We start from the raw sequence: 24,958 nt of genomic DNA on the forward strand, positions 1-24,958 counted from the left end.
ATTGAGCCATGTTTATTTATCTGGCTGGATTTTCCACGAGGGAGCTTGAGGAATACGTTCGCTGTATTCCTCAGGCTCGATTGAATGTGCTGTTGTCATACGGATTAAAAACAAGCGATTACCGAAATTTTCTGGAAACCAATCACAAGAATATTAACAGTGTCATTTTAGATTCGGGGGCATTTACAGCCAATTTCTCGAGCAACCCTGAGAATCTTAAATTTACATTCGCAGGATACAAGACTTTTTGCGAGCAATATTCACAATCATATGACTATGCAATTAATTACGACCTCGACTTTGAGAAGGGGGAAATTTGGGGGAATGTCGATTTTCTTAGACAGCTCAAAGAGGCGGGAGTTAATGTCGTACCTGTTGTCCATGATTATTCTGGCGACGAATTGGAACTGTATCTGCAAAATGGTTATGATATAATTTCTTTGGGATATTCAAAAAATGAAAAAACAAATGCAAACATTAAGTCTCAATCCGAAACAATCTATAAAGCCGGACACAAAGTTCATGCCTTAGGTGTGTCAAGCTATGATTGGTTGGCAAACACTCCGATTCATTTTGCCGACTCGTCATCTTGGTCGAAATATCCGGCGTATGGCTTCTTGCCATTTTGGAACCAAACATTGCCTGGAAATGACAAAACACATATTTTAAAGTTTGACGATATAAAATCAAGCAAAAAGTCGAAACATCATTACAAAACGTATGCCCACAAACAAGATCTTGTTGACTACCTTCAAGATCGTTTTGGGTATAAGTACATTGACTTGCTGTCAACAAAATCCATCAAGAGAAGAATAGTTAGCATTGACTACTATGTCCAGCTGCAAAATGCTGTAACGCAAAATCATTTGTCGCTTGGATTTATGACTGACAGGTAGTTTTGTTTCATTGATAGCGATTGTCCACAAGATTATTTTCTTTTGTCATAAAATATATAGAAATAATTGTTATAGAAAGGCAAATTTTGTTTTTGCTCACTTTTAACAGGAGGATAATAGATGTCTAGCATTTCAAAAATTAGCTGGACAGATGCGTCTTGGAATCCAACAACAGGTTGCACAAAAACAAGTCCTGGCTGCGATAATTGTTATGCTGAGTCAACAGCCAGGAAGCTGCATGGAATTGGCTTTAAAGAGTATGAAGGTGTTTTCAAAGTCAAAATTCATCAGCATAAACTTTATCAGCCGCTCAACTGGAAAAAGCCGAAAAAGATATTGGTGAACTCCATGGGAGACCTATTTCATCCTGAGGTGCCCATGTCTTTTGTTGTCGATGTATTCTCGGTGATGAATAAGGCTTCGCAGCATACATTCCAGTTGCTTACAAAATATGTCGATCGGATGGTTGAAATCGCTCCTGGTTTAATATGGAGCGACAACATATGGGCCGGAGTGTCGGTTGAAAATCAAGACTATGCATGGCGGATTGACAAATTAAGAGAAGTGCCAGCCGCACATCGATTTGTTGTTTTCGAACCGCTCATCGGTCCAATTCCAGAGGTAGATTTAACCCAGATACAGTGGGTGATCGTAGGAGGTGAAACTGCAAAAAATTCCAGGTTGCTAGATATTGGCTGGGTCAGAACCATCAGAGACGCTTGTACAAATCAACATATTCCATTTTATTTTTCAAAATGGGACAAAGTAAACGCCAAACGATTTGGAAGAACATTAGATGGTATTGTGTATAGTGAATTTCCAACATAAATGGATTGGTTATGTGTAAGATAAATAATACAAATTGTCGAATTGGAATGTTGCTTATTGAAGTTATTAAGTCTCCTGAAGCAAGTCCTTATGCGTTGTCGATGGCTTTGCATGACAGGGGAATTCGTATGTTCCCGCAGGCTATATATAATTATTTTGATAGCTTCGGTATAAGGGATGTAAGTAAAAGAAAAAAAATACGTGAAAGGTTTCTAGAAAAATTTAATGTAAAATAAATATATAGAAATAACAAGAATGAGGGGAGGCAATGGCAGTTGTCTCCCCTCTTTTTTGGGAAACGGAGAAATGTTATGTCTGAATTGCTATTTGATGATGAAGATGTCGACTTTATTAATAAAGAAGATTGCAGAGAAAATGAACGACTGTCGAAGTTTTCAATGTTAGCGCGTGTATTTTCAGTAATACCATTACATATGAAGCATGCCGACGCCAAACGGCTCAAATCGCCTGTAGAGGATAGCTGGCAGCATTATTGTTTCAATAAGAGGAAATTTGATTGTGAAGATTTCAAAGGCAAAAATGCTGGCATCGCTTGTGGGGTAGCGAGTCGGGTTATCGTTCTCGATATTGACGATCACGACGAATTTCCTGTGTGGCTAAAAGATCATGGAATTGATTCATATCCGCCCGAGACGTTCACTGTACAATCTGGCGGCAAAAGTCTGCATCTGTATTATCAGTATCCCCGAGAAAAGGGAGTCGTATACGGATGTAGAAGTTTAAAAACTGCAAGCAAAACAACAATTTTTGATATTAAAGGATGGGGCGGGCAAGTTGTTGCTCCTGGATCAATTCATCCCAGTGGTGGCATATACTCTATATTGAAGAACTTGCCCATAAGAGAAGCGCCGCAATGGATATTAGACTTGGCTAGACGTGATAATAATAAGAAAATCATTAAGAAGGTAGATGGTGTGCATAGTGCCGAAACAAACAATCAAGTGCTGCGCAAAGTAAAAATTTTCGACTTGCCAATTCCGGCCGAACAAAAACTCAACATTTTAAAGCAACATCTTGTCGGGCTTCGATCCGAAGCTGAAATGTCTGTCATCTGTAGTCTGGTGCGCGCAAGTATTAATGAAAATAATATTTTAGCGATTTTCGAAGATGCTGCTTATCCCATCGGAGAAAAACATAGAGAAGCTGGACTTCATCGGCATGAAAGATTGCATAGTCAAATTGAAAAAGCCAAGCGACTTGTTGCTGTAGAATCTGCGCCGAAAGAATTGAAGCTCATGTCTCTCGGGTCAATATATGATAAGAACCCAAAATTAGAATATCTTGTCGAAGGACTGTGGACGGTTAATGATACGCTGATACTTTTCGGTGTTGGTGGCACCGGAAAGTCACTCTTTGCGCTGAACTTGACAATTGCACTGACTGATCCGTCTGTCACGTCATTTCTGGACAGGTTCCCTGTGAAAAAGAAGTGCAAAGTCCTTATGTTGCAGTCAGAAGTAAGTATGTCTGGGTTTAATGATCGAGTCAAAAAGATATACGGGAACAAGGTCTTGCCGATTGAAGTAAGAGAAAATATCAAGATGGTAGCATATTCTGACGACATCATGACTTCTGGCGATTTTAACAACGACAAGTTTTTCGAGAGTATCAAGAAAATATTAACTGGAAATGATCAAGATGTAATCGTTATTGATCCGCTGATCAGCTTTCACAATGAAGATGAGAATGCTAATACGCAAATGCGTCGGGTGCTCGACCGAATAAAAATCTTAGGGCAAGAAACAAAAACATCGATCCTGATAATCCATCATTCGGGTAAATCGAATTCTGGCAATAATAACGCGGGTGGGCGTGGAGCAAGTAGTATCGGCGACTGGGCTTCGAGTAGCATAGAGTTGAGAGTGAAAGATAAAAATAGTGACACGTATGAATTGGTTCACCGAAAATCGCGAGATTTTAAAGAATTTGGTAGCATCATTCTTCGGAGAACCGAAAGTCTTGAATTTAAACTTATCGATTCGAATGTCGTGAATATTGATAAAAATGACGTGATTGTTTTGAAAGCTTTGGAAGAATTAGGCTCTGTGCCTTTTAATCAAAAGATGCTTGCAGAAAAAATATGTGAATTGGCAACGGGAAAGGATGGAAAATCAATTTCAAGAAACACTGCGATAAAGTGGATAAAAGATGCTACGAAACGTTCGGTAGTAAAGACTGAAGATGCTGGTAATATGCAAAGGATTGTGCCACGATTGTAACTATATGGAATTATTTGTAATCCCCAAAATCCTTTTTGGATTGGACTGGATTCATTTTGGATTGAAAACAGGAATAAAAATAATATGTTACCGCTGCGATCCAATCCAATCCAGAATTCCCTTGGATTCGGTAACATATTAAAATATTTTGAAATCCAAAATCCAAAACGCTTAATATTTATAGGGGGAAACTTTTTGTTTCCCCTCCCTGTTAAATATGATGCTTTGTTCTGAAAAACAAGCAAAAGGTGTGTTTTTTGAGTTGTGACAATGTTTAAGGAAATGTTCCGCGTGGATTTGGATATGCGATCCCTAGACATACTGTTGTTGGTGCCATCCAGTTCATTCTGGATTGACCCGTTTTAGAAAAGATATGGTGCTGCTCAGATCAGATGAAATAACATCCGTCTGGTAGTATTAAGTTAAGATGTTTCGCAGCGATTTTTAGCCCAAAGGGAGGGTGATGAAGTGTTCTGAAAATGGCGACAACTTTCTCTTTTGTTAGACAGAAATTAATACATATATTATTGAATGTGAATACGATCCTTGTGATTGTCAAGAGATAACAAAAGTCAATATCTTGCTAGAAATAGTCGAGACAAACTTTTCAATGTTTCAACGCATTCGAATAATCAACAAATATTTAGCGTAGTAAAACTATCATGGGTGCCTTGCATTAAGTTGCTGGTCAAGTGTTGCTAGTACTGCAAACAACATATTCAACCTAAGACTCTGTTGCGATCAAAAAACAAAATGGCTCAAGGTTCAAAATTACTTGTCGGCTCCATCGAACGAGTAGTCTTGAGTCATATCTAAGCAATATGAAGCGATTCAGTTGTGAAAGGGATTGAGATCGAGAGGCTGGCCCGTATCCATTGAAAAATGGAGAGACCGAGGTGGCGCATATGATGAACGAGGTTCGTGGTAAACCGAAGTTTATTGGATTTAAACAATTCTGAAGACATAGATAGGTGAAGTGTTTTCTGGTCATATGTATAGCGATTAGGTGTGGGACTGTTTCAAAGAACTGGGCTTAAGACCAAGGGAAGTCCTCTTTAAATGCTTTAAAGCAAAAACGTTGGAGTCGTTAGTCTTTAAAGAGGATGGCTGCGTGTCCGTAAGGGATACGGCAAGAGATGTGATATTTGCAGATTGTTTGAAAGTTGAAATTGAGATGAGCGTCGTCGAGATTGTTTAAGATATTGACTTCTGTGAAATATTGATAGTCTTGATCGGCGAAGCATTTCAACAAAAACATCTCTTGCTACAGCTCAATACGGGCAAACCGTCTGTTGGGTTGTGAAGGACGCTTGATTCGGCGACGATTCATTCGATCCTCAAGCTGCTGTGCTCCCTGGTGGAATACTGACCATCGGGGAGGGCGGCAGGACTACGTGAACATACTGGGACCTTGCTTTCGGGCGGGGTCCTTTTTTCGTTTCAGCAAGTGAGCTGACCAACACCTCGTTTGCTGCTGGCCCAGTTCAGCCCCCCGGCCACTTCAAAACTGCCCTTATATACGCCCCGTCCTGAGGCGTTTTGGACTTGACCCATAGTTGCCCCTCCCCCGTGACCGAAAGCCCCGGAAATTTGATCCTGGGGCCAATTCACGTTTTGGCCCCTGGGAGATCAAGTAGATTCGGCGCAAGATCAAGCAAATGTAATCAAGTTACAAGTTATTTTGAAGAATCTTCGCCGAAATACAGAAATTATCAATCAAACATAAAAAGGAGCTTGTATGAGCAAGAAGAACGATAGCGCGTCTATGGATGTTCAGGAAGGTTCCGACAAGAAGAAGATTGAATCGAAGTACAATCCTTCGCTTCTTCGTGAATGTATCATCGGCGGCATGACTGCCTCGGAGATCATGGCCAAGATGGATGTCAAGCATCGTCAGACCTTGAAGCAATACGTCTTGAAGCTGATGAGCGATGACAAGACCTATTACGAGGTCAAGGGGCTTTACCTCAAGAACTCGCGGCGGCCCAAGGTGAACAACAAGATGGAATTGAAGATCTATCTGAAAAGTATTGATCTTCAAGGTCTGGTCGTGAACGACGGCGATGAATTCTCTGTCTTGGTCGAAGACGAAAAGATCATTTTGACGAAGGTCTAGATGGTTTTGAACTTCAACATAGTCATGCCGAGGGGCATGGCTATTTTTTTAAGAATACGCGCAAGATTCTGTTTGTTTGTCTAAAGTTATACAGAAATAACATTTATAAGGAAAGTACGTTTTTATCTATAAACGTACATTGGAGATTTTGAAATGGATTTCTGAAAGAAATTTATGCGGCTATCGCAGGGTCTCTTGGAGGGCTTCCTTGAGGGGCTGATTTGTATGCACGATTTTCAACTCCCTGAACGGAAAAAGGGAATTGGAGGGAAAGATGAAGGTAGAACCAATCATCGATCTGAAAAGTGTGAAGAGCATCAAGAAGATTCTTTCTGATGCTCCCCGCGACAAATTGCTTTTTGTCATGGGTGTCAATTCAGGTCTTCGAGTCCAAGACTTGCTCGCCTTGAAAATAGGCGATGTTAAAGACGTGAAGATCGGTGAACGCATTACCTTGCGAGAGAAGAAGACCGGTAAGGAAAATGTTATCATTCTAAACAAAGAGACGAAAGCTGCTCTCGACGGCTATTTGGCGACCGTAAAGGATGATGACGACCATTTCCTGTTTAAAAGCAGGAAGGGGCGAAATTATCCTCTCACAACGTACGCTGTTACGAAGTACATGAAGAAGTGGACTGAGGCCATCAACCTTAAAGGAAACTATGGTGCTCATTCGCTTCGAAAAACATGGACCTATCACCAGCGGAAGACGTTTGGTGTTTCATGGGAGGTTTTGGCGAAACGTTTAAACCACTCCAGTCCTTCGATTACTCGAAGGTATCTTGGAGTACAAGAGGAGGAGGTCGAAGAAATATTGATGAATACCATCTGATTTCTATGTTAAAAAGGGGCGTAATGCCCCTTTTCAATTTTGAGCAAGACCTTTGCCTTGGGAAAGACGGCAGAGATAGGATTCAATTTAAGACACTAAGTTGTTAACTTGGAGGACTATTGTGGGCGTTTATGAACGTGACGGTCGATGGATGGTGTACTTTAGGCATGAAGGAAAAAGACGGGATAAATCATTTGGCCGAGGACAAGAAGGTTATAACCAGGCTGTAGCTTTTGACGAAGCAATGAAGGGGCAAAAGCAGGTGATGGCTGATCCCCTGGCAAGAGCCTTGCCGTCACCGACTGCCAGCCAATCATCTACCCAGCCCCAGTCAATCGCTCCACATCCGATCTTAGCGACAGCGCAAAACCTTGCCGAAGGCATGAAACTTCTGGATTTAACGGACAGATATATTGACCACCTCAAGGCATCCGGTAGGTCGGATAGTCATATTCGTAGCATAGAGCTTCATGTTAAAAGGCAGTTTATCCCAGTATTGGGGAATAAGGTTGTAGATTCGATGAGTTATGCCCATGACATGCTGCAATTTATCCGTCACTTCCAGGAGGTCAGCGATAGGACTGGCCGGAAAAGGTCAAAGACAACAGTGAACAGGTATACGGATTATTTGAATGCAATCTTCAATTTTGGTATGGAGATGGGGCTGACGAAGACTAACCCGATGAAAGGTAGAAAAAAAACAAAAGAGCGGCCGCGTGAAGTCCAGATCGGCGTGGATGATCTGAAGAAGATCATGGAGCACGCAGATAAACACGTCCAATGGGCTATAGAAGTCTGCTTTAACCTTGGCCTAAGGCCAGGCAAATCTGAACTTTTCTCGATTCGTTATGATCAAATCGACTGGACGGCCCCTGCCATCCGTGTGTATGCTTCCAAAACGCAAACAACTAGGGTGATACCAATTTCTCCTGTCTTTGCCAAGAAGTTGAAGGTAATGCAGGCGCAGTCAAAGTCTGGTTTCGTTATTGAGTATCTTGGGAAGCCAGTTACACGAATGAACAAGGCTTATCAGGCTGCCTGCGTAAGGGCCGGAATCAAAGTTCCAACAAGGATGTATGACCTTCGACATCTCTTTGCCACGACTATGCTGAGTCGGGGCGCTGACTTGGCTGCGGTATCGAAGTTAATGGGACACTCGAAAGTCACTATGACAGCAGATACTTATTATCAGTATCTTCAAGGTGAGAAGGAACGGGCAATTTCGTTGTTGCCCATCATTTGATACTAAGGCCAGGAGGAAGATTTTATATCGACTCCTGGCATTTTTTAAGAAATTTATTTTGGAGGAAAAGACAATGCCATTCGTTGAACCTGCTACTATTAAGGATGCGATCGAAAGCATACACAAGAAAACGTATCTTCTCCCCGCTATTCAACGCGAATTTGTTTGGAGGCCTGAACAGATAGAAAGGTTGTTTGATTCAATTATGCGAGACTATCCCATAAGCACTTTTTTGTTTTGGGAGGTGAATTCTCAAAACAAAAGCAATTATCAATTTTATGAATTTGTAAGAGACTATCATGAGCGCGATAATAGACACAATGCTAAGGCAAATACAAACGGTGAGTCAGATATAATTGCTATTCTCGACGGGCAACAAAGGCTAACTTCCCTGTACATTGCTTTGAAGGGTACGTATGCATATAAACTTCCGAGAAAAAGATGGGATAATAAGGACGCATTTCCTCCAAGAAAACTTTGCTTGAACATGTCTTCTCCTTCAAAAGAAATGGACCTCGAATATGAGTTTAAATTTTTAACTGAGAGTGAGCGCTGTGAAAACAAAGATGGGAAAGTATGGTATGTTGTTGGTGATGTTCTGAACTTTAAAGAACCACATGAAGTTCATGAGTACGTGATCGAGAATGTTGATACATCGAACAAAGATAAATACAAATTCGCAAGTAAGGCACTGTATAAGTTGCACGAAGTGATAAACAAAAGCAAGGTAATTAATTTTTTTCTTGAAAAAGGAGAGAGCCTTGATAAGGTGCTGAATATATTCATACGAGTTAATAGCGGGGGCACTCAGTTAAGCTATTCTGATTTATTGCTTTCTATTGCCTCCACGCGATGGAGCGAAAAAGATGCCAGGGAAGAAATAACTGACCTCGTTGATAGTCTTAACTCTATTGGAATGGGGTTCAACTTTAATAAAGATTTTGTTCTAAAATCTTGTCTTGTTATTTCAGATTTCAAGGAGATTGCATTTAAGGCTGACAACTTTAACCAAAGCAACATGAAAAAAATTGAATCCCGGTGGGAGTCGATTTCAGATTCAATTAGTTTGGCTGTAGTTCTTATGTCTAGTCTGGGGTATAACAGGGAGACTTTGACTTCAAATAATGCCGTGATACCTATTGCTTACTACCTCAATAAGATTGGCAATCCTGCAAAGTTCGTGGACTCGAGTTTGTATAGGACCGATAGAAAGCTGATTTTTAAATGGCTTGCCGTTGCTCTTTTGAAGAGAATTTTTAGTGGTCAGCAGGATAATGTATTGAGGTCAATTCGAGATTCAATGGCAGATACTTCTAAAGGATTCCCCTTTCAGCAAATATCAAGTCAGTTGAAAAAGATTCATAAATCAATTGCATTCGATGCTGACGATCTTGAGAATCTTTTGTATTATGAGTATGGTCAGCCGTATACATATTCAGTGCTTGCGTTGATTTACAGTTCTCTAGATTTTAGCAATAAATTCCATCAGGATCATATTTTTCCAAGAAAATTCTTTACAGTAACGCGACTTAGAAAGGCTGGGATTCGGGTAGATGATATTGATACATATATGGAGAATTTCAATAGGATAGGAAACCTACAGCTTCTTAAGGGTATTCCGAATCAAGAAAAATCTGCAAAAGACTTTCGCAAGTGGCTTGAGGATGAATTTCCTGACAAAAATGATCGAAAAGAATATATGAATACTCATTTCATACCAGATGTAGATCTTTCACTTAAAAACTTCCCAGAATTTATTGAGCAACGTGAAAAGCTGCTTGTTGCTGCATTTGAAAAATTACTGAAGTAGGGTTGTGTTTTATTGTATTTATAAATTCAATAGATTACGTTATATTGTAGCTTATGCTCAAAATCAGTTCCAAATGTTTATGATTGTTTGTTGGCTGTCTAGCGTTAGTTGCGTTGGCGATACGTTGGCAGTGTCTAATTTGCTTCAGGACAACCGTTGGCGATGTGTTGGCTGTTTAGCCAACATCCAAAGTATTTTTCTTTTGATTTCAAATGGTTAAAAGAATTGCCAGGCATGGGGTTCAGGGGGTCGGAGGTTCAAATCCTCTCATCCCGACCAGAGATTTCAAGGGGTTACGGTGAAAATCGTGACCCCTTTTTCTGTTGAAAATTTTCTGTGGGCCATTTCGTGGGCCAAAAGTTATCCCCTTGGACGCGTGCTGTGGCCCACCTGTAGGGCGACGTTTAGTTTTGTATACAACGACGCATAGTTTTGAAGCTCACCCGACCCTGCCGGGGCGGTTTTAATCCAGCGGCGTCAGCCGCCATTTTGCCACCTGTTTTTCGTCGACGACGCCGTAGTCGCCGGTGTCGGTTTGGAGCAAATATTCCCGGGGGCCGAACTTGCGCAAACGCCCCACGGGGAGGAACTCCGGGGACCGTGGGGGACGATCGGCGGCGTCGAATTGGGGGGTGTCCAGCGAATCCCACACCTCGGCCAGAGAATCATAGGACGGGGCATCCAACCAGGCACGGTCCCAAAACTCATCCGGCGAACACTTGTCCATCGCCTTGATGCCCCGCCAGGCGGCCTTGGGGTCCGTGTAGAACCCGGATGACCCATCACTCACGTAGAGCATCGGGCCGACCATGGCCACGGACACACCCTCACCGTCCACATCCATCAACTGCATACGCGCCAGCTTTGCCGCGATCAGGTCAACGCTCATTGGTGCCCTCCTGTCCTTTGCCCACCGTGCCATTATGACCGCGTCCGGGCAAGTTCCTCGGCTTTGATCCGCTCTCCGGCTAGCCGATAGTATTCAGTGGATAGCTCCACGCCGACGAACCGCCGGCCAGTCTCGATACAGGCAAGGGCCGTTGTGCCGCCACCCAGGAACGGGTCAAGGATCGCACCCCCCTCGGGTGTGATGGCCAGGAGGTCTACCAACAGCTTGATAGGCTTACTCGTCAGGTGGACCTTTGCAGCCGGGTTTACCGGGTGGCGGTAGACACCCGGGAAGCAGCGCCGAGTAAACGTCCGGGACGGGGATTTGACCGCATGGACCACAAACTCGCAGTCCCGGCGAAACGACCCAAGCATCGGGCGAGCCGACGGCTTGTGCCAGACGACAATGCCCCGCCACTCGAATCCGGCCGCCTGGACCGCGTCCGTGACGACTGGAAGTTGACGCCAGTCGGAAAAGACCATGACCGGCGCGCCCGGCTTGGCCAGCCGCCAGCACTCGGATAACCACAGCGTAGCCCACATCACAAAGGACCGCTGGTCCTTGATATCACCGAGCATTGGCGGATAGGAGCGTTTGGCCGCTGCATCAAGGTATTTTTGGGCCGGCTCGACCCGCCTCGCCCCGGCATGCAACCCGCCGCTCGAATAGGGCGGGTCGGTCAAGAGGGCGCCCGCGTGCAGGTGCGGTACAGAACGTCGGTCCACAGCGTGATCTCGGTGGTGAGCTGCTTGAACGTCGCCGCCGTGTGGACGATGGCGTTGCCCCGTCGGCGATGGCGCCGCCGTTGACGCTGACCAACTTGCCGCCGGAGACCGATGCCAGGTAGATATCCACCCAGCGGTTGATGCCCGCGACATACACCATGCCCTCGGGGGCGCAGACGGGACGGTGCTTGAGGTCCCAGACGCTGGCCGGCAGGATGTCGCCGGCCACGTAGCCGGAAAGCGGATGGCCGGAGATGACGCCGACGTCGGTGCAGAGGCAGTGAAACCCGCCTATCTTGCGTGAAGTAGCCTCGGTGTAGCCCGTCGGATACGTCGATCGTGGCGAGACCAATATTGACGCTCCGCTTGCCGACTCAATCGCATACAGGTAAAAGTCCTTGCCGGCCCGTAACAACGGGTTAGTGAAATCGCCGTACACATCAATATCGGCGGCGCACCATGCCTCGGCCTCGTTGAGGGAGATCGACACATACGCGCCGATGCGATACCCGCGCTCGTTAAGCCGAAGATATATCACTGGTGCATCGAGTTCGGTGTGCGCTGCGCCGACGGTCCACGCGGCGCTCCGATGGTACGCCCCCGGCGCGGCGGCATAGTAGGCCACCTGCTCCCACGTTGTGCCGTCGTATTGGTATGGGACGTCTCCGATGACGGCAAGCGCCCCGGTGACCGGGATGGTCTCCACCCACGGACCAAGAGGCGGCGCGAATTGGTAGATGCGGCCCGCCGTCCAGCCGTTGGCCGTGACCGAGGCGATGTACCGGTCCGGGGCGCCCGGCAACTCGGGCTCGCCGTTGGTCGGGTCGTAAAACCCCAGGACCGGGAGCAAGTAATACGCGTTGTCCTCGGGCTCGCGGGGCTTGTGGATCGTCCCGTCCGGCGCCATGGAGCACAACGCGCCTTGCCCGTCCAGATACAGCACCCGCATGCCTGCCGGTGCACTGGCCGGGGCGTCGCCGGGGACAAGAATCAATTGCGATGCGACAGTCATATAGCCTCCTCCGCTAGGCCTTATAGGTTACATGGAGTTCGGGATACAGCGATCCATACGTATAATTGTAAAACACTGTCCGGTTCCCCGAGCCAGACAACCTCGCCGACGATGCAGTTGCCACAGGCCGGCGACTCGCCGGATATCGTGATCGTCACGACGGCCCGGGCCATTATTGGGAAATCCACCCAACAGACGTCCGACCACAGGCGGGCGGCGTAAAAATATTCCTCCCAGTTTTGCACGGACTCGGTCAGCAAGTTGATACTTGTTTCGTAGACCGTATCTCCCTGCGCATTGGCGACATGAATTGAAATGGACTCGCCGACGACCCGCCAGCCCTGGCCGTGCGACCGGGCCAGCAGGTCGAGGGGCTCCGGCGATCCGAAGGCGTGGCAGAAGACGTTCAAGGCCCTGGTGCTCGGCACGTTCTTGGATTCGTTGGGATTGAGCCACTTTTCGAGGGTGGCCAGGGTCAGGGCCTCGGCGTTTCCGCCGCACAGCCGCACGCCGTAGCGCCTGGCCGCCTCGTTGAGCCGGTCCACGGCCTCGGCCCGCGACAGGCCCGACGCCTCGACGATCCGGCTCATGGACGCCGCGATGTCCGCGTCCATGTTGAGGCTGGGCAGGTCCAGCAGGCTGAGGCGTCTGGCGGTGGTCATCAAATCCGTAACCCTCGATCCGATTTTTCCGGTGGGCCGGACATTGTCCTTAACCCCCACCCCTGCTAGACATGAGGCTCCCGGGATTTCCGTATCCCTCGCAAGGCAAGGATTAAAGGCTTAGCTAGTGCTGGTCAATAGAAATTTTGCTTGCAGCTTAATTTTTTTAGCACATGCCTAGCTAAACTAGTATCTAACTGTTTTAATTGGCCAATATGAAAAAAGGGAAAACTACGATGCTTGCAGCTTCGCTTGCACCTTTCGACGAAAAAGCTGCAACCGCAGAATTTCTAGACGTTCTCGGTAGGCTTAAACAGGCCACGAGAACAACTACTGACACAGATTTGGCGAAAGCCCTTGGAATTAAACAAGGAGCTGTTTCAGCGGCAAAGAGAACCCTCCAGATCCCTCCGGTATGGATCGCCAAGATATCCAAAGGATTTTCTGTTTCTGCGGACTGGCTTTTTTATGGGACAGGGCCGATGCAGCGCGGCAACACCCAAATTGCGCCCGTGGGAGCGCAAAACGCCAACCCCATCCCGGAGGGCGAACCCCAATGGATGAGCCCGGAAGCCGCGCCCAGCATGGGTTACAGCCTGATACCCAAGGTCAAGGCAAGGTTGGCGGCCGGGACTGGGAGCCTGGAAACGGAAGGGGAAGTGATCGGTTATTATGCGTTCAAGACGGACTTCTTGCGGCGCAAAGGTCGCCCAAAGAAAATGGTCCTCATGGACGTCCTAGGAGACAGCATGGAGCCGGAAATATGGAATGGAGACACTGTGTTGATCGATGAAAGCCAGAACGAAATACTGGCCGGCGGGCTCTTTGCGGTGGGAATTGATTCGGCAGTGCTTGTGAAATATGTCGACGCCTTGCCGGGCAAGCTCAGTTTCCGCAGCCGGAACGAGCGTTACGCGCCGATTGAAGTGGATATGTCCGGCGACCTGGCCGAAACGGTGCGGATCATCGGCCGCGTCGTCTGGAGCTGCCGTGAGTACGTGCGTTGACCTTCAAAACTATCCGTCGTCATCGCGACGTTTGACCAAAACTAAGCGTCGTCGGCCCTGTCTCGCTTCACAGGCCCCCGACGACGCTTGACACCCCGTAAAACCGCCCGGCCCGGGCCTTCCCGTCCCATCATATCCCACCTCCTCCCGGCATATCCCGGATCGCTCCCCCTTCAAAACTAAGTGTCAGGGCACACCACCCTGATCTTGGCCTTCATCAGGGCTTTTAATAAGGTGCCCCCAGGTGTCACTTTCAACATACGGACTTTTTTATGTATCAACGCCTTGTTCGCTTCGCCTCCGATCCGCCTCCCCCAAGGATTTGTCTCAAATCCCGCGAAATAAGTTTCAAATCATTCGTCAACCCACAGATTCCAGGGGGATGGTTATCCGGGGCGACCCAATGTCCAAATGTCAGGGGGTCGGAGCATACTCTCGGTAGGCCGACGCCGACAGGCTGATGGAGGCGATGTTCGGGACGGTGGAGTCTCAGCGCTGTGCACATCATGGTTCAATATCGTGGCCGCGCTGACCCTGAGTTAAGGGCGGGGCGCTGCAAGCAGCCCGGCATCCACTAGACAGGTCGTCATATTGGCCCGACCGGCCGGCAGCGGCATAGCGTCCAGGCAGGGATCAGACTCGGCCAGAAAATCCTGCGGCAGGTCAAGCCAAGCCCGGCCCACGAAACGCGCTATTGCCTTGCCGGCAAGCCGGTTGCCGGCCTCGTTCCAATGGATTTCCCGGGGCGGATATAATGTGTCTCCCCGGGCGGCGGCGCAGACAAAAATCGGCGTCAGATCAAGTACCGCTACATCCGGGGCCACCTTGGACAGGATCTCCTCGGCCATGCGTCCGGGTAGGGTCGGATCAAATGACTGCGGATCGATACCTGCTTGCAATGCGGCCTTGCGCCACAGCCGGGCATTGACCGCCACCTCGGCCGGTGACAGCACCACTGCAACCCGTATCCCGCGCTTCCGGCTAACCCGGGCGAGTTCTCGTCCGGTATCGGCCAGAGCCTGCCAGCCCCGGGCCAACTCGGCGCTGTGGGCTGGCTCTCCGGCCACGGCCAAAAGACGGGTCTGCTCCATGAACCGCTCTTCCGGCAACTGGCCGTAAAGACCTGAATGCGGTTCAGGGATGTTGGCGGAGACGTATTGCCCGGTAGTCATGATGTCGAGAGCGTCGGCGGCAAAATCGAGCAGCCGCAAACCATATCTGTGACGCGCATCGGCTAGTCGTTTACGTCCAGTGGAGATTTCAACAAAATTTTCCCGTAAATAGCCATTGATCGACAAATCGTCTGGCACGAGATGCCGGGCAACATCGACGCAATCGTTGCCGAGAAATATGCCCACCACCACGGCATCGGACTCGATGCGCCCGGCCCAATGTTCCAAGGCCTGACGGTACTGGAAAAACGAAGTCCCCGGCTCGCCGAGATTGACCACCCGGGTCGGCGCGCCCGCCTTCCCAAGCAGATTAGCAGCGACGCTTGAGGGCGTAAAACTGATCTTGACCGTGCTATAGACGAACGAGTCGCCGAACTCGAGAATGCGGAATTCCCCCGGCGTTCTGCGCCGGGAAACGGTGGTGTCGTTGTAGTTGAGTGCCGACAGATTGACAATGTCGCCTGTGGGATTGATGCGAATCAGGTCATAGATACGTTCAGTAAGCCTGCAGGTGATTTCGCCCAGGCCCGCGAACAGTACCACGCCTGCCAGAAGATGTAGGCATTTCTTGCGTGTGGCGGTTCCCTTTATCCGGCAAAAGCCGGTCCTGATACAGGATTGGGACCGCACAGAGTTCTCGGCGATCTGTTTGTTGCACGACATGTTGTTGCTAGCCATATCGCTATGTCGCGCCGGGATCTGCCAAGGTTTCACTCTCCCTGCTCCGCCCCGCAGCATACGCCATCTGCCCGAAGGATCACTTTCAGCCCCGCCCACGAACTTCCCCCTCTGGCTGCAAAAAGGCCTGGCGCAGGGCGGCCGAGACCATGGCGTGCTGGGCCTTGGGGGCTCTCGCCAGGGCGTTTCGCATCCCGTGGACTCGGCAACGCTGCCACGTGGCCCCGAACGTCTTGGCGATGGCGGCCTTGAGGCCTTCATGGGCGTTGGAGACGACCAGCTTCACGCCAGTGAGTCCCCGACGAAGAAGGTCTTTGAGGAAGAATGGCCAGAACGGCTCGGCTTCGCTTGGGCTGATGTGCAGGCCCACGATTTCCCGGCGGCCTTCGGTGTTCGCCGCCACGGCGATTATGGCGGCGACGCTGACCACCCGGCCGCCTTCGTGCTGCTTGAGGTAGGTCGCGTCCAGCCACAAATAGGGCCATTCGCAACTTCACCTTACAGCCAATCGGCTCGATGGCCACCTCGCCCATCCCGTCCAGGCTGGAGGTCTCCCCCTCCGGCCTGGACGACTCCAGTTTTTACCACCTCTGTGGACTCTACCCTCCGGCGTCCCGCGGTGAGTGGTTTGATTGGTTATACGCGGGCGTGCTCGGTGCGTTTGATGATTTCATCCTGGGTCTCGCGGATAAGGCTCGTGAAGTAGGCGCTAAAGCCCGAGACGCGGACCACGAGGTCCTTATGCCGCTCGGGGTGGACCTGGGCGTCCAGCAGGGTCTCGCGATCCACCACGTTGAACTGGATTTCGCCGCCCCCCTGCTGGGCGTAGGCCTGGATCAGCATGCGCAGGGCCTGGTGATGGCTGGTCTTGTCGAAGAAGGACGGGCTGAATTTGATGTCCAGGACCATGCCGTTGGTCGCCGCGGAGAGGTCCGTCTTGAGCAGGGAGTTGACGGCGGCGGTGGGGCCGTGAACGTCCTTGCCCTGCACCGGGGAGACGGCGCTGGCCAGGGCCTCGCCCTTGCGTTTGCCGTCCGGGAGCGCGCCGGTGTTGATGCCCATCTTCACGTGGTCCTCGACGGAGTACAGGCCCATCTGCCAATGGCCGCCGCGCGGGTTCCCGAAGCCGTCCACCACGCTTTCCGCCGCGGCCACGAGTTCGGCCATGATGTCGTCCACGGCGCCCAAGTCGTTGCCGAACTTGGGGCAGTCGTGCGCGATGGCGTCCAGCATGTCCTCGTAGCCCACATAGTCCGCCTTCATGGCGTCCTGGAAGTCCCGGAGGGTGTAGCGCTTGTCCTCGAAGACCAGCTTCTGGACGGCGGCCAGGGAGTCGGCCACATTGGGCAGGCCGCAGAGGTTGACGCCGGAGTTGTTGTATTTGGCGCCGCCCGCCGTGACGTCTTTGCCGCTCCCGATGCAGCCCTCGATGAGCACGGAAAGAAACGGCGTAGGGTAGCATAGGGGGAGCGCGGAATCCAGCCGGTTGATGGACGTCATGGCGTACGCGAGGTGGGCCTTGAGCTCCTCCTTGTACCAGTCGAGCATGGCCCGGAAGTCGTCGATGGCGTCGATGCGGTATCCGGTGAACAGGGGATAGACGTAGTCCTCGCCGCTGTCGTCGGTCAGCTTGAGGCTCTGGTCGACGGCGTTGCCGATGATGCCCGTGGATCCCAGGCAGTTGCTCTTGCCGTTGAAGAACATGATCTCCAGGATCTTGCCGGTGTTGATGCGCAGGGCCTCGGTCTTGGCGTATTCCTTGCCGGGGCAGGCCATTTCGACGCAGCCCACCAGGGCGTAGTTGGCCGCGTCTTCCGGGGAGTGGCCCATGCGTTTTTTCGCCCGGATGCAGAATTCGTCGATGAAGATGGCGGGCAGGCCGATGCCTGTGCGCAGGAGTTCCACGCTCTCCCGCCAGACGTCGTCGGGCATGGACTCGTGATAGCGCAGGCAAAGCAGAGGCTGGTCGAACAGTGTCTTGCGGCTCGACCGCAACATCATGATGGTCAGTTCGTTGGAAGCGTATTCGCCCCGCTCGTTCAGGCCGCCGATGGTAATGTTCTGATAGCCGTGCAGGGTGATGCCGAACTTGATCCAGAGCGCGTCGAGGATGTCGGCGGCTCCGGCTTCGGTCAGCTCGCCCGACTTCAGGTCGTTTATGTAGAAGGGGTAGAGGTACTGGTCCATGCGCCCGAAGGAGAGGGACGCCGGGAAGTTCTCGGCGTAGAGCATCTCGTGGGCCAGCCAGATCAGTTGCACGGCCTCGAGGAATGTCCGCGCCGGGCCGTGGGCGATATGGCGCAGGCAATCCTCCATCTTGACCAAATGGGCCTTGTAGGCCGGGTCTTCCGTCTTTTCGGCCAGGCCCTTGGCGAAATCCGCATAGCGCAGGATGTAGCCGGAAGCGGCCTCCAGGCAGACGAGCATGGCCCTGAGCGCCGGTTCGCGGCTCTCGTCCGTCTCGGCGAGCCGCCGCCGGGCCTGATCGGCGAGCCCGCCGAAGCCCGTGTTGATCAGCATCTCGTAGCCCGGGATGATGTGGCCGGTCTCCCAGTGTTTGTAGAACCATTTGGAAACGCACTTGGCGAAGGTGCGCATTTCCTCGGCCTGCGAGGAGTCGTCGGCAAAGCCGTTGGCGACGATGGCGTCTTCGGCTTCCTGGAAGGTGTCGATGCCCGCCGGGGGACGGTAGAGCGGGTCGTAGTCGTCGGGGAGATCGAAGGGGAAGGACGGCTTGTAGGTGTAGCGGTAGGCGAAGCCGGCCAGGATGTCGTGCTCGCAGATCAGGATTTTCTTTTCGGCCAAAAACCGCTTGAACCCCATGGCGATCTGTATGTTGCGGCCTTCTCCGGCGAATTGCTCGAAGGCGGCTTCGTAGAATGGCCGCCTGGTCGGGATCTGCGACCGATCGTAGTAGTCGTGGCGATGGTTCAGTATCACCTTTACGCGATCACTCATTTCAAGCTTCTGAGCAGCCATGGTCATGTCCTTCCTTTTACGTTGTCCGTACGAGGCAAGAACTATCTTTGTATGAAGATGTTGGTCGCCTCATGCGATTTCCGCATTCAATCCCAATTGTCTGTAGCGCAGGAGCGCCTCCTCCATGAATGCGGCGCTGGGCGCAGCGAGCCCGTCCACTGCGTAGTCGAAGCCTAGGGCCTCGTACTTGCCCACGCCGTAGGCATGGTAGGGGGGCAGTTGGATCAGCCCGGGGTTTTGCAGGCTGGCGAGGAACCGCGCGATGCGCTCCTGCTCGCCCAGGTCCGCATTGAACCGGGCAATGACCGGGACGCGGATGATGTAGGCGGCTCCCGCCCTGTCCAGGGCGCGCAGGTTTTCCAGGATCAGCCGGTTGTCCACCCGGGTCCAGCGCATGTGCAGCGCGGGATCGAAGCATTTCACGTCGTAGAGAAAAAGGTCGATATGCGGCAGGAGGGCCGCAAAGTTTGCAAAGGGGACGTTGCCGGCCGTGTCGAGGGCGACAGGGATATTTTCCGCCCGGCACCGCTTGGCGACTTCGATGACGTAGTCGGGCTTAAGCGCGGGCTCCCCGCCGGAAAAGGTCACGCCGCCGCCGGAAGAGGCGAAATAATGCCGGTCCTTGAGCAGCTCGCGGACCAGGGCTTCCGGGGCGGTCTTCTCGCCGACCAGCTTCAACGCGCCCGTCCGGCAGGCCGAGGCGCATTTGCCGCAGGCCTCGCACAGGTCGCGGTCGAAGACATGCCCACCGTCCAGGATGCGGTGGGCGCCCTGGGGGCAGGCTTTCACGCATTTTCCGCACCCCCCGCAAACGGCCGGGAAGAACTGGAGCACGGGGGAAAAGCCCAGGCTTTCGGGATTATGGCACCAGGCACAGCGCAGATTGCAGCCCTTCAGGAACACGGTCGTCCGGATGCCCGGGCCGTCGTCCAGGGAAAATCTTTGAATATTGCTCACGAATGCAGCGCCGCACATGCCTTGGCCTCCCCGAGTCAATCACCCATCGCCTCTAATATTCCAGCTGATATATCAGTTGTCAAGCCTGCCCAGCTGTTTTGGGGAAAAGTCGCTGCGCGGTTTGTTGGTCAGCGGTCGGATCGGCGGTGCCTGTGGCAAAAACAGGCAGGGGCGTCTGGCGGTTGCGGAAGTGTCGGGTCGTGACGGGGGGCGACGGCGCGAACCGGCGCCGGAAAGAAGAGGGGGGCCGCCGGGAAGGGGCAGGAGTCAGTGCCCCCCGGCAAAGCCGGGGGGCTACCCGTGATTAGTACGGGCCGCCCCCTGCCCGATCAAGAGGGCGAGCCGCCGTTCGATGACGACGAGGACGTCGCGGATGTGGTTGGATGCGATGGTTCGGCAGGCGTCGGTATCGCGCCTTTTGATGGCGTCAAGAAGTGCCTGTTGACTGTCGATCTGGCTGAGCATCTGCTCGTCGCTGAACACCAGGGAATGCCAGAACCGCGCGCCCACGCCCTGAAAGTCGCGCAGCAACTTTTCCAACTGGGCGTTGCCGATCGAGGCGTAGATCACGTCGTGAAAGTCGAATTCGTAGCGCAGCAGCGCGGCGTTATCCAGCTCATCGGCTTCTTTGAGGATCTTCACCTTTTCCAGGATTTGTTCCAATTGGTGGATTTTTTCCTCGGTGAGGCGTTTGGCGGCGAGTTCGCCCGCCATTCCCTCGAGGCCTATGCGGATTTCGCTGATCTCCCTGAGCTGGTTGAAGTCCATGGGGGCCACCCACGTTCCGGAACGGGGAACGCGGTTGATCAAGCCCTCGTTTTGCAGCTGCAGGAAGATGTCCCGCAGCGGCGTCCTGCCTATGCCGTACTGCTCCATGATCTCCTTATCCTTCAAGGGCTCTCCCGGAGCGAGGCCTGAAGTGATAATTTGATATCTCAGCTCTTCATACACTTTCTGCTTTTTGGAATTCATGGTCTCGCGAGTGGTTTGAGCGGTTATGGGCATGGTCGGGGCGGCACAGCCCCGGCTCGCGGCCGAAAGGGCGGCGGAGTATCGAACCGGAATCCCCGGTTTGCCGGATTGGGCGGAAATTTCCGTCGCCGCCCGGGGCCTTGCCCGGCCAATCCGCAGCACTCATCCTATATCATTATTGTTATCTCCGTTTCGAAGAATCGGCAAGGTCTTCATGGGTCCGCAGTCCCGGCGCGACCCCGTTCGCAAGGTAGAGCGCGGCGAAGGGCGCTGTCGATGGCGCGGTTGCGAAATTCTCCCCATCCCGCCTCGGCCCGGGGTTTTGATAGGTCACAACCGTCATGCCCGCCACCGTTTTGAGCTGTAAAAAACACGAATGACAGATTTGTTAAAACCGCTCTTGACGTCTGGTGTACTAGTTGGTATACTAGCATCGGTAAAGGCCATGAAAAGCTCGGAAACCTTTTGGTTAGGGCATAATAATAACATTGCCCTCCCCTGGTGACGGGGCGCTCGGGCGTTTTATCATGGGACGGCAAGCCGTGTGTTTTGGGCAGGACGCGCAGTTCCCCCTATTCTAGCATGGCGGGGCAGGGACGTCCGGAAGCCGGATGGAACGGAAATGCGTCCGGTCCCGAACCGGGCGTCGCAAAAGAAACGTTGGGTCAAAGGCGGGTGCCGCACCCCCATTGGATACAGCAACGTGTAACCTTGCCGTGAACCTGTTAGACAATTGAGGAGGGCTCAACGTATGTCCATGGTAAAGCAGTTCAAGCAGACGGCGTTTTTTCTGACGGCCCTTTCCATGATCATGGCGTTTGGCGCGCCCGTCGTCCGGGCCGCCGACCCCATCCAGATCAAATTTTCCCATCAGAACAACGCTTACGACGCGGACCAGCTTCTCGGAGAGACCTTCAAGAAGTTGATCGAGGAAAAGACCAACGGCGCCTTCCAGGTGACCGTGTACCCCGGCACGCTGACCCACAGCGAGTCCGAAGCCATGGAGTTCATCAAGTCGGGCACCGTGGACATGGACACGAACTCGGCCGGCCACATCGCCGGTTACGACGAGGACATCCAGTTCCTCCAGCTCCCGTACCTCTTCAAGAACCACTCCCACTACAACGTCGCCCGCCAGTCCGACGTGATCAAGAAGATTCTTGCCGACCTGGAGAAGAAAACCGGCCTGATCGTGCTGGGCATCTATTCGGATTGCAACGGCTTCGCCATCGCCAGCACCAAGCCCATCAACTCCATCGAAGATGCCAAGGGTACAAAGCTGCGCTGCATGCAGAACCCCCTGTTTGTCGACATCTACAAGGACTTCGGCTTCGCCGTCACCCCAACAGACTGGGAAGAACTGTACACCTCCCTGCAGACGGGCCTCGTGGAAGCCGATGACATGGGTGTGTACTGCAACAATATCTTCAAGATGAGCGAAGTAGTGAAGAACTACGCGATCCTCCAACAGATGTGGACCCAGAAGATCCTTTTCATCTCCCCCAAGACCTGGAACAAGCTCTCCGACGACCAGAAGGCGCTGGTCCGCTCCGTGGCCCAGGAAGCCATTGAGCTGACCGACGCCTGGCAGTACGCTCGTGAGGAAGAGGCCATCAACAAGGCCAAGGCCGCCGGCGTCACCATCACCTACCCTGATACCACGCCGTTCAAGCAGGCTTCCGAGAAGGTCTACGAGAAGTGGTTCGCCAAGTACCCGCAGTGGAAGGAGTGGTACGCCGAACTCCAGTACCTCGATCCCGAGTCCCGCATGCCCGCCGCATGCAAGAAGTAGCCGGTTGCCAAACCGAAAGTCAGCCCCCCGTTAAGGGGGGCTGTAAAATTTAGGCAGAACACCCCCGGGGAACACGAAGGGAAGCGCATGATGGAAAGCATTCATACCCATGCAAGCGGAACCGGCGGCATGCTGGAGCGGACGGTTCAGGTGATAAGGAAAATGACCCGCACCTACATCATGCTTTTACTGATCGCCCTAGGGCTCATGCTGGGGATGAACATCGTCCTCCGATACTTCTTCAACCATTCCTTGCCCTGGGCCGACCTACTCGGGCGTTACGCCTACATCCACATCGTCCTGTTCGGGACCGCCATTTCCTACATCGAGGGAAGCCATGCCCAGATCGAGGTCCTGTACGAACGCGTTTCCGGAAAAACCCGGATCCGCTTCGACGTCATCCACTACGCCGTGATGCTGTTTCTCTGCCTCGTCCTGACGGTCGTGGGCTTCAAGCACGTTGCCACCACCTGGGCCGTGCATCCGCCCATTCTGACCGGCGTGCCCCTCGGGGCCGTTTATCTGGCCGTTCCCCTTTCCGCCCTGGTCATCATTTTGTACCTGCTCCAATTAATTATCGCGCTGAAATACCGCAGGGGATTCTGATATGCTGTATATCATCTTAATGATCATCTGCTTCTTCATCCTGATGGCCATCAGGATACCCATCCCCTTCGCCCTGCTGGCCTCGACCCTGGTCTATTACCTGGGCGTGGACCTGCCCCTGAACGTGGTCATCGTCCGTTTGCTGCGCACCTTCGACTCCTTCGTCCTGCTGGCCATTCCGTTTTTTGTCCTGGCCGGACGAATCATGGCCGAGGCGGGCATCAGCGACCGACTGATACGTGTCGCGGACCTGCTCGTCGGCAGGGTCAAAGGCAACCTTGCCTACGTCAACATCGTGGCCAGCATGTTCTTCGGCGGCATCACCGGCACGGCCATCTCGGAGACCACGGCCATCGGTTCCATTCTCATTCCTTCCATGGTCAACAAGGGATATTCTCGACAGTTCAGCGCCGCGGTCACCGCCGCCGCGTCGACCATGGGGCCGGTCATTCCCCCGAGCCTGGTCTTCATCATATTCGGCTCCATCGCCCAGGTCTCCATCCGGGACATGTTCCTGGGCGGCGTCATCCCGGGAGTGCTGATCGGCATCCTGCAGATGGTCGTGGTCAAGATCCACGGCATCAAGCATGACCTGCCCCAGAGGACGGAGAGGATCTCCCGCAAGGAGGCGGTGGTCATCATCCGGGAGGCGTCGCTGGCCCTGATGCTCCCCCTCGTCGTTCTCGGCGGCATCCTGTTCGGCATCGTCAGCCCCACCGAGGCCGCCGTGGTCGCCGCCTTTTATGCGGCGATCATCGCCGTCTTCGTCTACAGGTCGCTGTCCCTCACGCGGCTCTTGGTCGTCATCAAGGATTCGGCGGTGGAAACCGGCAGCGTCTCCATCATCATCGCCGCCGCCGCCCTGTTCGGCTGGGCCTTGTCCAACGAACAGGCGCCCAAGGTCTTCGCGGAGATGTTGATGCACAGCACCGCTTCCAAGTGGGTGATCCTGCTTGCGATCAACTGTATGCTCTTCGTGCTTGGCATGTTCATGGACGCCATCCCGGCCATCATGATCGTAACGCCTGTGTTCATGCCCCTGTTCGAGATGATGCACATCGATCCCCTGCAGGCAGGGATGTTCATGAGCCTCAACCTGATCACCGGTCTGGCCACGCCTCCGGTGGGTTGCTGCCTCTTTGCCGCGTCCGTCATCGCAGGCTCGCCCATGGAGTCGGTCAGCAAGGCCATCCTGCCGTTTCTCGCTGCGAACGTGATGGTGGTCCTACTGGCGACCTATGTCCCGGCGGTATCGCTGTTCATCCCCTCCTTGTTCAATTAGCCCATTCAGGAGGAGGTGGAGGAGATATGGCTTCACGTCATCTGAGTGAGCAGTAGCTTAGGGCAGGGCTGATGGTATCTTTGCCTTGAGACCGACCAGGCGGAGGTGCCATTGTTGGTCGGGGCAATGTTCGAAATGCGATCAACAAAGAAGAACGGAACATACGCGGCCGCTTCAACGACCTGAAGGTCACCAGGGACGACCCGAAGTTCTCCGGGTAACCGCGAACTTGCCCCGAGGGAGAACTTGCCCTGGACGAC

19 protein-coding genes and 1 pseudogene are annotated in these 24,958 nt (G+C 52.3%); 11 read left to right on the top strand and 9 right to left on the bottom strand.

Annotated elements, in window-relative coordinates; all coding sequences use genetic code 11:
• Nucleotides 1-8 precede the first annotated feature (8 nt).
• The 7 genes from ACP59X_RS03440 (at nt 9) to ACP59X_RS03470 (ending at nt 9,965) form a co-directional block, all read left to right on the top strand.
• Entirely contained in the window at nt 9-896 is an 888-nt protein-coding gene (locus ACP59X_RS03440; RefSeq protein WP_428565083.1) for a hypothetical protein, read from the top strand.
• 120 nt (nt 897-1,016) lie between these two features.
• Nucleotides 1,017-1,724: a DUF5131 family protein gene (locus ACP59X_RS03445; protein ID WP_428565085.1), complete on the top strand. Its 708-nt coding sequence runs from the start codon at nt 1,017-1,019 to the stop codon at nt 1,722-1,724.
• 311 nt (nt 1,725-2,035) lie between these two features.
• Complete coding sequence (locus ACP59X_RS03450; protein WP_428565087.1) at nt 2,036-3,964, top strand: AAA family ATPase; 1,929 nt, start codon at nt 2,036-2,038, stop codon at nt 3,962-3,964.
• Between the two features lie 1,738 nt (nt 3,965-5,702).
• Nucleotides 5,703-6,080, top strand: coding sequence for a hypothetical protein (locus ACP59X_RS03455; RefSeq protein ID WP_428565089.1), 378 nt, complete (start codon nt 5,703-5,705; stop codon nt 6,078-6,080).
• Nucleotides 6,081-6,354: 274 nt separating this feature from the next.
• Entirely contained in the window at nt 6,355-6,912 is a 558-nt protein-coding gene (locus ACP59X_RS03460) for a tyrosine-type recombinase/integrase (RefSeq protein WP_428565091.1), read from the top strand.
• A gap of 121 nt (nt 6,913-7,033) precedes the next feature.
• On the top strand, nt 7,034-8,155 hold the full coding sequence (locus ACP59X_RS03465; protein WP_428565093.1) for a tyrosine-type recombinase/integrase: 1,122 nt from the start codon (nt 7,034-7,036) through the stop codon (nt 8,153-8,155).
• Nucleotides 8,156-8,228: 73 nt separating this feature from the next.
• On the top strand, nt 8,229-9,965 hold the full coding sequence (locus tag ACP59X_RS03470; protein ID WP_428565095.1) for a DUF262 domain-containing protein: 1,737 nt from the start codon (nt 8,229-8,231) through the stop codon (nt 9,963-9,965).
• A 463-nt stretch (nt 9,966-10,428) separates the two neighbouring features.
• On the opposite strand, the gene ACP59X_RS03475 is transcribed toward ACP59X_RS03470, so the two are convergent.
• The 4 genes from ACP59X_RS03475 to ACP59X_RS03490 are packed head-to-tail and all read right to left on the bottom strand — an operon-like array spanning nt 10,429 to nt 13,253.
• Nucleotides 10,429-10,854 (bottom strand): hypothetical protein, encoded by a 426-nt coding sequence (locus ACP59X_RS03475; protein ID WP_428560457.1) that lies wholly within the window; start codon nt 10,852-10,854, stop codon nt 10,429-10,431.
• Between the two features lie 32 nt (nt 10,855-10,886).
• The gene (locus ACP59X_RS03480; protein WP_428565097.1) at nt 10,887-11,579 is read right to left on the bottom strand and encodes a DNA-methyltransferase; all 693 of its coding nucleotides are present in this window, start codon (nt 11,577-11,579) and stop codon (nt 10,887-10,889) included.
• A complete protein-coding gene (locus ACP59X_RS03485) occupies nt 11,461-12,591 on the bottom strand; it encodes a phage major tropism determinant (RefSeq protein ID WP_428565099.1) in 1,131 nt (376 codons plus the stop codon). Before ACP59X_RS03485 ends, ACP59X_RS03480 begins: the two co-directional genes overlap by 119 nt.
• A 20-nt stretch (nt 12,592-12,611) precedes the next feature.
• Complete coding sequence (locus ACP59X_RS03490; protein ID WP_428565101.1) at nt 12,612-13,253, bottom strand: hypothetical protein; 642 nt, start codon at nt 13,251-13,253, stop codon at nt 12,612-12,614.
• 236 nt (nt 13,254-13,489) lie between these two features.
• Here ACP59X_RS03490 and ACP59X_RS03495 point away from each other — a divergent pair, with 236 nt between their 5' ends.
• Nucleotides 13,490-14,260, top strand: a complete 771-nt coding sequence (locus ACP59X_RS03495) for a LexA family transcriptional regulator (protein WP_428565103.1) — start codon at nt 13,490-13,492, stop codon at nt 14,258-14,260.
• Nucleotides 14,261-14,799: 539 nt separating this feature from the next.
• Here ACP59X_RS03495 and ACP59X_RS03500 read toward each other — a convergent pair.
• The 5 genes and pseudogenes from ACP59X_RS03500 to ACP59X_RS03520 form a co-directional block, all read right to left on the bottom strand.
• On the bottom strand, nt 14,800-16,110 hold the full coding sequence (locus tag ACP59X_RS03500) for an alginate O-acetyltransferase AlgX-related protein (protein WP_428565105.1): 1,311 nt from the start codon (nt 16,108-16,110) through the stop codon (nt 14,800-14,802).
• 109 nt (nt 16,111-16,219) lie between these two features.
• Nucleotides 16,220-16,597 (bottom strand): annotated as a pseudogene (locus ACP59X_RS03505) (transposase); the annotation flags it as partial.
• Between the two features lie 149 nt (nt 16,598-16,746).
• Complete coding sequence (locus ACP59X_RS03510; protein WP_428565107.1) at nt 16,747-19,068, bottom strand: pyruvate formate lyase family protein; 2,322 nt, start codon at nt 19,066-19,068, stop codon at nt 16,747-16,749.
• Nucleotides 19,069-19,158: 90 nt separating this feature from the next.
• Entirely contained in the window at nt 19,159-20,046 is an 888-nt protein-coding gene (locus ACP59X_RS03515; protein WP_428565109.1) for a glycyl-radical enzyme activating protein, read from the bottom strand.
• A 294-nt stretch (nt 20,047-20,340) separates the two neighbouring features.
• On the bottom strand, nt 20,341-21,051 hold the full coding sequence (locus ACP59X_RS03520) for a GntR family transcriptional regulator (RefSeq protein WP_428569797.1): 711 nt from the start codon (nt 21,049-21,051) through the stop codon (nt 20,341-20,343).
• A gap of 718 nt (nt 21,052-21,769) precedes the next feature.
• Here ACP59X_RS03520 and ACP59X_RS03525 point away from each other — a divergent pair.
• The 3 genes from ACP59X_RS03525 to ACP59X_RS03535 all read left to right on the top strand — a co-directional run bounded on the left by ACP59X_RS03525 (nt 21,770) and on the right by ACP59X_RS03535 (nt 24,698).
• A complete protein-coding gene (locus tag ACP59X_RS03525) occupies nt 21,770-22,810 on the top strand; it encodes a TRAP transporter substrate-binding protein (RefSeq protein ID WP_428565111.1) in 1,041 nt (346 codons plus the stop codon).
• A gap of 87 nt (nt 22,811-22,897) precedes the next feature.
• A complete protein-coding gene (locus tag ACP59X_RS03530; protein ID WP_428565113.1) occupies nt 22,898-23,416 on the top strand; it encodes a TRAP transporter small permease in 519 nt (172 codons plus the stop codon).
• 1 nt (nt 23,417) lies between these two features.
• Nucleotides 23,418-24,698, top strand: a complete 1,281-nt coding sequence (locus ACP59X_RS03535) for a TRAP transporter large permease (protein WP_428565115.1) — start codon at nt 23,418-23,420, stop codon at nt 24,696-24,698.
• Nucleotides 24,699-24,958 lie beyond the last annotated feature (260 nt).

The organism is Solidesulfovibrio sp. DCME (assembly GCF_049995385.1).
GTDB lineage: Bacteria > Desulfobacterota > Desulfovibrionia > Desulfovibrionales > Desulfovibrionaceae > Solidesulfovibrio.